7 protein-coding genes are annotated in these 8,098 nt (G+C 54.9%); 5 read left to right on the forward strand and 2 right to left on the reverse strand.

All coding sequences use genetic code 11. The features are described from left to right. The first annotated feature begins 285 nt into the window (after window positions 1-285). The 5 genes from ACUHMQ_RS19545 (at window position 286) to ACUHMQ_RS19565 (ending at window position 4,973) form a co-directional block, all read left to right on the forward strand. Window positions 286-891, forward strand: coding sequence for a YitT family protein (locus tag ACUHMQ_RS19545; protein WP_445297135.1), 606 nt, complete (start codon window positions 286-288; stop codon window positions 889-891). A 343-nt stretch (window positions 892-1,234) separates the two neighbouring features. Then, a complete protein-coding gene (locus ACUHMQ_RS19550; RefSeq protein WP_445297136.1) occupies window positions 1,235-2,218 on the forward strand; it encodes an MbnP family copper-binding protein in 984 nt (327 codons plus the stop codon). Then, complete coding sequence (locus tag ACUHMQ_RS19555) at window positions 2,218-3,363, forward strand: MbnH family di-heme enzyme (RefSeq protein WP_445297137.1); 1,146 nt, start codon at window positions 2,218-2,220, stop codon at window positions 3,361-3,363. The genes ACUHMQ_RS19550 and ACUHMQ_RS19555 overlap by 1 nt, the downstream gene beginning before the upstream one ends. Further along, the gene (locus ACUHMQ_RS19560) at window positions 3,314-4,477 is read left to right on the forward strand and encodes a hypothetical protein (RefSeq protein ID WP_445297138.1); all 1,164 of its coding nucleotides are present in this window, start codon (window positions 3,314-3,316) and stop codon (window positions 4,475-4,477) included. The genes ACUHMQ_RS19555 and ACUHMQ_RS19560 overlap by 50 nt, the downstream gene beginning before the upstream one ends. Window positions 4,478-4,490: 13 nt before the next feature. After that, entirely contained in the window at window positions 4,491-4,973 is a 483-nt protein-coding gene (locus tag ACUHMQ_RS19565) for a copper chaperone PCu(A)C (RefSeq protein ID WP_445297139.1), read from the forward strand. Between the two features lie 353 nt (window positions 4,974-5,326). Here ACUHMQ_RS19565 and ACUHMQ_RS19570 read toward each other — a convergent pair whose 3' ends face one another. After that, the gene (locus ACUHMQ_RS19570; RefSeq protein WP_445297140.1) at window positions 5,327-6,292 is read right to left on the reverse strand and encodes a lipase secretion chaperone; all 966 of its coding nucleotides are present in this window, start codon (window positions 6,290-6,292) and stop codon (window positions 5,327-5,329) included. Window position 6,293: 1 nt separating this feature from the next. Beyond that, window positions 6,294-7,592, reverse strand: coding sequence for a sphingomyelin phosphodiesterase (locus ACUHMQ_RS19575; RefSeq protein WP_445297141.1), 1,299 nt, complete (start codon window positions 7,590-7,592; stop codon window positions 6,294-6,296). Between the last annotated feature and the right edge of the window lie 506 nt (window positions 7,593-8,098).

Here is an 8,098-nt window from a genome sequence, read left to right on the forward strand (position 1 = left end):
AACTTTCGCCGCCTAGCAAAAGATGTCGAGGTATTGACGGCGACAGCGGAGAATTTCGTGCGCGTCGCCATGCTAAAAATAACACTTGCCAAACTACGATAGACATTAACCAGACAGCTTCTAAGAATTTGGCAGATAACTAACCCACAAGATTCCAAGTTCGTGAGCTGGTCCAAACTTTCTCTGATGTCTGGGGAATGTAGGCTCAAGCGTTATCGAAGCCCCAAATAGCGAGCACACCCGCTACATCGTACCTTTCAAGGTTTTACTTTCTGTTGTCCTCCTATGTCCTCCCAAGTAGAGCGCCATTCATGGTCTGAAGACCTGCAAGCACTGCTGATCGGCTGCTTCTATGTGGCACTGGCCGTCATGTTCTTTCGGCAGGCCAGCCTGCTTACAGGTGGTGCCGCCGGGTTGGCTTTTCTTGTCCATTATCTGGGTAAGTGGCCCTTTGGCATTGTGCTTTTCCTGATTAATCTTCCTTTCTATGTGTTTGCATGGCGGGCATTGGGTTGGGTGTTCACGCTGAAGACCTTCGCTGCCATCAGCCTGTTATCGTTCTACAGCGAGTGGCTACCGATGCTGATCCATATGGACCATCTCAACCCTGTCTTTGCCGCAGTTGCAGGCGGCCTTCTGGCCGGCGCCGGGCTTTTGGCCTTGATGAGACATCGCGCCAGTCTAGGTGGCATAGGTGTGCTGGCTATCTATCTGCAGGAGAAATACGGCTGGCGTGCCGGCAAGATACAAATGGCCGCCGACTTGCTGATCCTTCTTGGGGCATGCTTCGTATTGGATTTACGTAGCGTCGTGCTTTCTATCATCGGCGCAATTGCTGTGAATGCAGTGATTGCGGTCAACCATAAGCCAGGGCGATACGTAGGAATCTAAGAGCCTGTCTAAAGTCTCTCGAGCTAAGGCAAGACAGGGCGAAAACGGCCGAGGAAGCGAAGTTTACTTATGGTAAATGAGCATTCCGAGGGTGTTTTCAACGCCGTATTGCTAACGCACAGCAGACTTTAGACAAACTACCGCGACAACATGTCGCAGGCTCGCTCATCCGCGCCCCTCTAGAATCGCCGCTCTCGTGCCATAGCGAGGAGGAGCCTTAAGCCTCACCACTACACAGATGAGGCAGGTGCTGTCGGCCTGACGTCTTCAGGTTGTTCTCTCCGCTACTTCTTTGCCCCATCGGCACCCGCACGAGCGCCCATAACAACGATCAAGAGAGACCATGATGCGCGCCCCTATCGCTTTGTTGGCAGCTGTTCCCCTGGCTTTGGCATTGGCTGCTTGCGGCGGCGGAGGTGGAGATAGCCCCGCTCAGCCTGCCAACCCAATACAACCTGTTCCACCCACCACCCAGGCAGTGAACATCCAGTTTGCCTTGAAGGCCGGCAACACAGCGGTGAACTGCACTGAAACCATTCCGGCTTTGGGTACGGGGGCGATAAGCGCCAAACTGAGCGACGCCAGGCTGTACATCTACGATGCGAGGCTGATCAGCAGTGCCGGCGCAGAAGTACCCATCGAGCTTGCCCAGAACGACTGGCAATATTTGAATCTGGCTTTGTTAGATTTTGAAGATGGCACCAGTAACTGCGAAGGGGGAACGCCAGCAACCAATAACGCTATCACTGGCACCATTCCAGCGGGTACCTACACTGGGCTTGTATTCAACGTCGGGGTCCCTGTCAGCGCCATCAATACCGATGGCAAAACTGTTTCAATGAACCACAGCGATTCCACCACTGCACCCAAACCACTGGATGTACAAGGCATGGGCTGGAGTTGGCAAGGTGGGCGTAAATTCATACAACTGGAGCTCAACCCCACTGGCGGCATTACCCATGCCAACGGCACCACCAGCAAAACCTGGTTTGTCCACTTGGGCTCGAACGACTGTAAAGGTAACCCTGCCACAGGCGAAACAACAGCCTGTACCTATGAAAACCGGTTCCCCGTTCGACTGGCCAATTTCAACAGCCAGAACCAGCAAGTGGTGCTCGACATTGCCTCGCTGCTGCAGAACAACGACCTGAACACCAATAAAGCCGGCGCTGCAGGTTGTATGAGCGCGCCAACCGACCCCGAATGCGCAATTCTCTTCTCGCGTTTCGACCTCAACCTGACCGAATCCACTCCCGGTGCTGGTAATGCCGGCAAACCCAAAGGGGATGGCAGTAATCAGCAGATTTTCCGTATCGAGGCGAAATAATGCGTTGGTGGTTGATTGCCACCGTTGCGATGCTCGGCGGCTGCATGCCGTCGGGCACCTCAACGGAAGACCCTGGCCGGCAAGAGGCAGCATGGAGATGGGACCTTCCCTCGTACTTCCCTACGCCTCGCGTCCCGGCCGACAACCCGATGTCGGAAGAGAAATTCCAGCTTGGCCGCGCACTGTTCTACGACCCTCGCCTTTCCGGCAATGGGCAGCAGAGTTGCGCCAGCTGTCACCATCAGGACAAAGCGTTTACCGATGGCCTCAGCACCTCGGCTGGCTCAACCGGGGAGTTGACGCACCGTAACGCCCAGGCGCTTGCCAACTCGGCTTGGCACCCCACCTACACCTGGGCCAACCCGGCATTGGTTACGCTGGAACAACAGATGGCTGTCCCCCTGTTCGGTACCGACCCTATTGAAATGGGGGTAAACGACAGCAATCGCGATATCGTGCTTAACCGTCTGCGCAGCGACAGCAAGTATCCCCAGCAATTCGCCAAAGCGTTCCCTGATGATGTCAACCCGATGCATTTCGGTAATGTCATCAAGGCGATTGCGTCTTTTCAACGTGGGTTGATATCGGCTGACTCGAAATACGATCGTTACCTGCAAAGACGCGCCAGCTTAAGTGAAACCGAAACACGCGGAATGAACCTGTTTTTTGGCGAGAAAGCCGAGTGCTTTCATTGCCATGGCAGCTTCAATTTCAACGATCAGATAGTGCATGCCGCCAGTCGCGATCTGGAAATCGCCTTTCACAACACCGGGCTTTACAACATCGACGGAAAAGGGGGCTTTCCCTTCCCCAATCGCGGCCTATTCGAACTGACCGGCTTGGCTACCGACATGGGCAAATTCCGTGCGCCTACCTTGCGCAACGTCGCGGTCACTGGCCCCTATATGCACGACGGCAGCATGCAAACGCTGGAAGAGGTGCTGGACTTCTATGCCACCGGGGGCCGGGTTATCGCCGAGGGACCCTATGCCGGTGATGGCCGCTACAACCCGAACAAGAGCGACTTGATCGTCCGTATCCAGCTGTCCGAGCAAGACAAGCAAGACCTGATTGCCTTTCTGAAGATACTCACCGATGAGAACCTGCTTACCAATCCACGCTTCAGTAATCCTCATCAGCCTTAGCGCCTACGCCCACAATGGCGAAACACACGAGCCTGACAATACAGCGGAGAGCACTGTCCCTCGTCATCATCTGCATGCATTGCTGAATGTCCGCCACCTTGATGCATCCAATACGTGGCCAGCCACCTTACCCTTGCCCGGTATCGGGTTTGAGCAGCACCGCGGCGCACTCTATGGTGACAGCGGTCTCGAATGGCAGGCAATATGGCTGCCCTGGCTGCAGTCCGATGCGAGCATCGCTTATGACGACAACAGCAAGAAATTCGAAACCGACCATGTCACGCTGAGCCTGCAACACAGGACAGAGTCCAACCAAAAAATCGCGTTAAGCCTGGGCAGACAATCGCCGCTTGATACCCAACGCAACTGGGCTTTGCCAGCGCTGCTCGACACTTCGTTGATCGGGCATGACCATTGGCATGACGATGGCGCAAAGCTGACAGTGCAACAAGGCGCATGGCAAGGCACACTTGGCGCCTATCGCGGCCGTGGTTACCCCGGGGCAAAGTCGGTCGATACGATAGGCTTAGGGTTAATTGGCATGCAATGGCGGCAAAGTCCTTGGACAGTGCAGGCCGATATCGGCTACCTGCCCAAATTGCAACGTGTTACCAAGTCAGACAACCATGTTGGCCACAGCCATAGTCACAGCAGTGGTTGTGGGAAGGACAGCGATTGCCTGCGTGGGCATGGCTGGTTGGGCCTCATTTCAGCCCGTTGGCAGCAAGGAGCGATCTATGGGTTGGCCGAAGCCGGTAAACGACGGGAAGACGGCGAGATTGCCGGCCAGTTGGGCGTGGCCCAATACCAAGGTGACACAAGCAGCTTGGCGTTGGAAGCCGGCTGGCATTGGACCGACACCATCACACTCGCCACGCGATATGAGCAACTTGCATTGCGCCATCAGCTAAAAGGCACAGGTGCAAGCATCCTTGCCAGCAATGCCGGCATCGCCAATAGCAAATACCGCCCCCGGCGAAACGGGCTGCGCCTTGATTGGCAAGCCACCCCGGCAAACACCTTGGCCATTGAGGCATGGCAGGATCGTACTGAAAACGGACACAACAATCTCTTACTCACGCAATGGCGTTACACCTTTGACATTGGCAAATAAACTGGAGACACCCATGAAATCCCGCTTCATTCCCTCCCTCATCGTCGCAACCAGTATGTTCATGGCGGCCAGTAGCCATGCGCATGGGTTCAAGCAAGGCGGCTTGGAGGTTCACCACCCCTGGGCACGTGCAACTGCGGCTGGCAGCCAGACCGGCGCGGTGTATTTCAAAGTGAACAACGGCAGCAGCGAAGCTGACACCTTGCTCGGCGCCACCGCTACCGATGTCGCCGAAAAGGCTGAAATCCATAACCACGTCAACGACAACGGCGTCATGCGCATGCGGCAGGTCGAAAAAGTGGAAGTCCCTTCCAAAGGCAACGTCATGTTCAAGCCAGGTGGCTATCACGTCATGTTGTTCAACCTGAAGAATCCGCTACAAGAAGGTGGCAAGGTACCCCTCACCTTGAATTTCGCCAAAGCCGGCGAAGTAAAGGTTGAAGTCAAAATAGAACCCCTCACTGCCAGTGCCGAAGCCATGCATTCGGGGCACTGAGCTCTCAAGTTTTCGAGCAGCACATAAGCCCTGATCACAGATACGCAGTAAGATCGTGAATTGACTCATGAACCTGTTTACTGATCTGTAGCGAGCAGCCGTCAGCAGGGTGCAGAGCAGCGCAGAAACCGAAGTGTACTTTTGTACATGAGGATTTCGAGCAGCGCATAAGCCCTGATCATGGCTGCGCAGTAAGATCGTGAATTGATTCATAGAACCTGCTCAATGGCTCGCGAGCTAGGACGAAACAAGGCGAAAACAGCCGAGGAAGCGGAGTTTACAAGTGGTAAATGAGCACTCCGAGGGTGTTTTCAACAATGTATCGTCGACGCGCAGCAGGCTTTGAGCTGTTCTTACGGAAACCACTTCAACCTGAGCTCACCCAAACGATCCTGCAGCTCCGTCGCCAAGACGGGGTCCTGATCGGGGTTGCCACGGCGGCGGATTTCCGTTTCAAGATCAGTACGCGCCGTCTGGTAACCCTGTGCCTGTTGCAGATGGCGTGCGTCGTCCGCTTCCTGCTCGGCCAGCTGTTGCGCAAGCTTTACACCCAGGTAGTCGGTTCGCATCTTCAGGCGTACGTCGGTACGTTTTTCCGCGGGCAAACCAGCCTCGGCAGCCGCCAATGCCCAGTACAAATGCTGCTCGGGGCCTTCTTCTGCGCTCAAGCGGTCGAAGTAACTGCCATAGTGTTGCCTCCTCAAGTCATCAAGTGCCCGCTGCCTGTCCTCGCTGGGTATCGACGCAGCCTGCTTGGTAATAAAGTCCTGCGCTGCTGCATGGAAAGCCAAACGAGCCTGTTCCTCCCCATACAACACCTGGGTGACCTCGCGACCTGCAACGGCATCACGCGCAGCGATGATACGGGCCAAGCGGTCCGACATTGGTTGGCGGGCATCCTGAACCAGATTGGCGACTGACTGGTCGATCGCAGGCTGCTCAGCCAGTGCTCGACGCAATAGGCTGGCTTCCTGGGGCTTCAACGCAGCCAAATCGCCTTCCGGCCAATTCTCGCAACCTTGCTGACAGCTCTTACGAACTTCATCACGCAAATCCAGCAAGCTACGCCGACCGGCCAATACATTACGTAAAGCCGTAATACGCTGTGCAGGCTGGGTCCAGTCTGAGGTTGGTACATAGGGCAGTGATTGGGAAGAGGCAAACAACCCACTGGAAGGCACCGCTGCCGTCTTTTGTACTGCGCTGCGCTGCGCACTTGGTTGAACGACCGGTATATCGGCTCGCCCGGCTGGCCAAACCAGCCAGGCGATGACCGACACCAGCACCACGCCAACGACGACACGGAGCTGGGTTTTCATCTCAGTATTGGAAGCGGCCAGCTACAGCAAAATGATCAGACAGATCGCGCAGCGCCCAGACTGAGGGCGACAAGCTGCGGTAGATTTTGACCTCGTTCTCACTACGACTCGGTCGCCGATGCGCATTCGACACCAGCACATAGTCCAGGTATTCACGCCCTGTACTGGCCAGCGAATTCACGGTTACATCGTACGTCCAGCCATAGCCCACAAAGTTAGGTGGCGCAGCATCAAACAAGGCCAGCATCTTCTGGTAATCATCCGGCGTGGCGTATTTATCCACGTTCAAATCACCGGCGTAGAACAGTGCATCCGTTGCTGGGGGTCTTTGCTGGTCAACGAATTGGCGCATGCTCGTCAGCTGGGAAAGTCTCATCGCCCGCTGCGCATCACTATTCCATGCCTGAGTATGGGTACCTGCGATATGGTAAGCCTTACCATGCTTGATGATCTCCACCATCATCACGCCTTTGTTGGCCAGACAGTCTGTCCCAGTACATTGGCTATAGACCATTTGCCGCTCTCCGGCGATCGGCCAGCGACTGGCAATGAACACACCACCGTCCTCAAAGATATTGTCTTTATCCACCACCTGGGTCTGGTAGGGGAAATCTGCCCGCAAACCGGCACGCAGACGATCGCGGCAGCTGTTGTCAAATGCCTCGCTGAAGACAACCGCGTCGAAATTGCGGGCATTGGCTGGTATTTCTGTCCAACGATCGCAAATCTGCTTCGAGCCGATCACCCCCCAGATATTCCAGGTCAATACCTTGAACTCATTGCTGGCGGATTGGGCTTCCGGGCGGTTGTCGGTTTGAATCACATAGTACAGATCATCGTAACCACCGGTGAATTGTGCCCGGTAGGACACCGTAGCCTGCATGCCGGCAAACGCAGTACGGCTGTTATGAATATCCCGGTCGGCGAACCATGGGTCGGCAAACCCATTAGCGCGTGCTGCGTGCCAGATATTGCTGCCTATCGTCTTGCCTTGCAGACGTTGCTGCAGCACTACAGAGGCATTCCCCTGCGTTACCGTGGTGTCAAAGTAGAAATTCTTGCCATTGGTAATGCCTTTGTCCCGGTTCATCCATAGCACTTTGCGGGTGGCATAGGCCGGGATGGTGGTGTCGTACTGGCCCCAATGGGTACCGACTTCCAGGGTTTTGTCACCAGTTTGCACCGTGCTGACGGTAACCGGCTCTGGTGTGCTATTGGTCAGGTAAATGTTGGTCTCGGCACTGGCCAGGTTGGCCAACAGGGCACAGGCAGCCCCAAGCAGCCAGTTTTTGATGCGCATGCGGGTTATCTCCTCGAAACTTGTAATGGGTTACGGGGTACAACAACAGCGACCATCTGGATTATTTCTTCGTATCTGCTTCCTTATAGGGGGCACTTATTACGTATCCCCTAATTCAAGGGATATGCGATCCAATTGGGTACAGATTCTTCAAGCGTGGAGAGAGTAGAACTGGAACATTGCAGATTTATTGTCAGGCGCTTCCTTGGTGGCAATGAGCCTTGAAAACTAGTCCGTAAAAAGCAGGAGTCAACTTGCAAGCGGCAGTGGCAGCCATCTTTATGGCTAACAAGATGTGAAAACAACAAGAGGGGGCGAGAACCTGTTTAAAGTCTGCTGCGCGTCGGCAATACGGCGTTGAAAACACCCCCGGAACGCGCATTTACACTTCGTAAACTCCGCTTCCTCAGCTGTTTTCGCCTTGTCTTGCCCTAGCTCGCGAGACTTTAGACAGATTCTAAGTGTTTAGTCCCATAGTGTGCTGGAACGGATCAATCCTGAAACGT

The sequence above is a fragment of the Chitinimonas violaceus genome, assembly GCF_052601015.1.

Coding starts and splice junctions, on each gene's coding strand:
- ACUHMQ_RS19565 (WP_445297139.1), top strand. CDS start 4,491: ATGAAATCCCGCTTCATTCCCTCCCTCATCGTCGCAACCAGTATGTTC.
- ACUHMQ_RS19560 (WP_445297138.1), top strand. CDS start 3,314: ATGAGAACCTGCTTACCAATCCACGCTTCAGTAATCCTCATCAGCCTT.
- ACUHMQ_RS19575 (WP_445297141.1), bottom strand. CDS start 7,592: ATGCGCATCAAAAACTGGCTGCTTGGGGCTGCCTGTGCCCTGTTGGCC.
- ACUHMQ_RS19555 (WP_445297137.1), top strand. CDS start 2,218: ATGCGTTGGTGGTTGATTGCCACCGTTGCGATGCTCGGCGGCTGCATG.
- ACUHMQ_RS19570 (WP_445297140.1), bottom strand. CDS start 6,292: ATGAAAACCCAGCTCCGTGTCGTCGTTGGCGTGGTGCTGGTGTCGGTC.
- ACUHMQ_RS19550 (WP_445297136.1), top strand. CDS start 1,235: ATGATGCGCGCCCCTATCGCTTTGTTGGCAGCTGTTCCCCTGGCTTTG.
- ACUHMQ_RS19545 (WP_445297135.1), top strand. CDS start 286: ATGTCCTCCCAAGTAGAGCGCCATTCATGGTCTGAAGACCTGCAAGCA.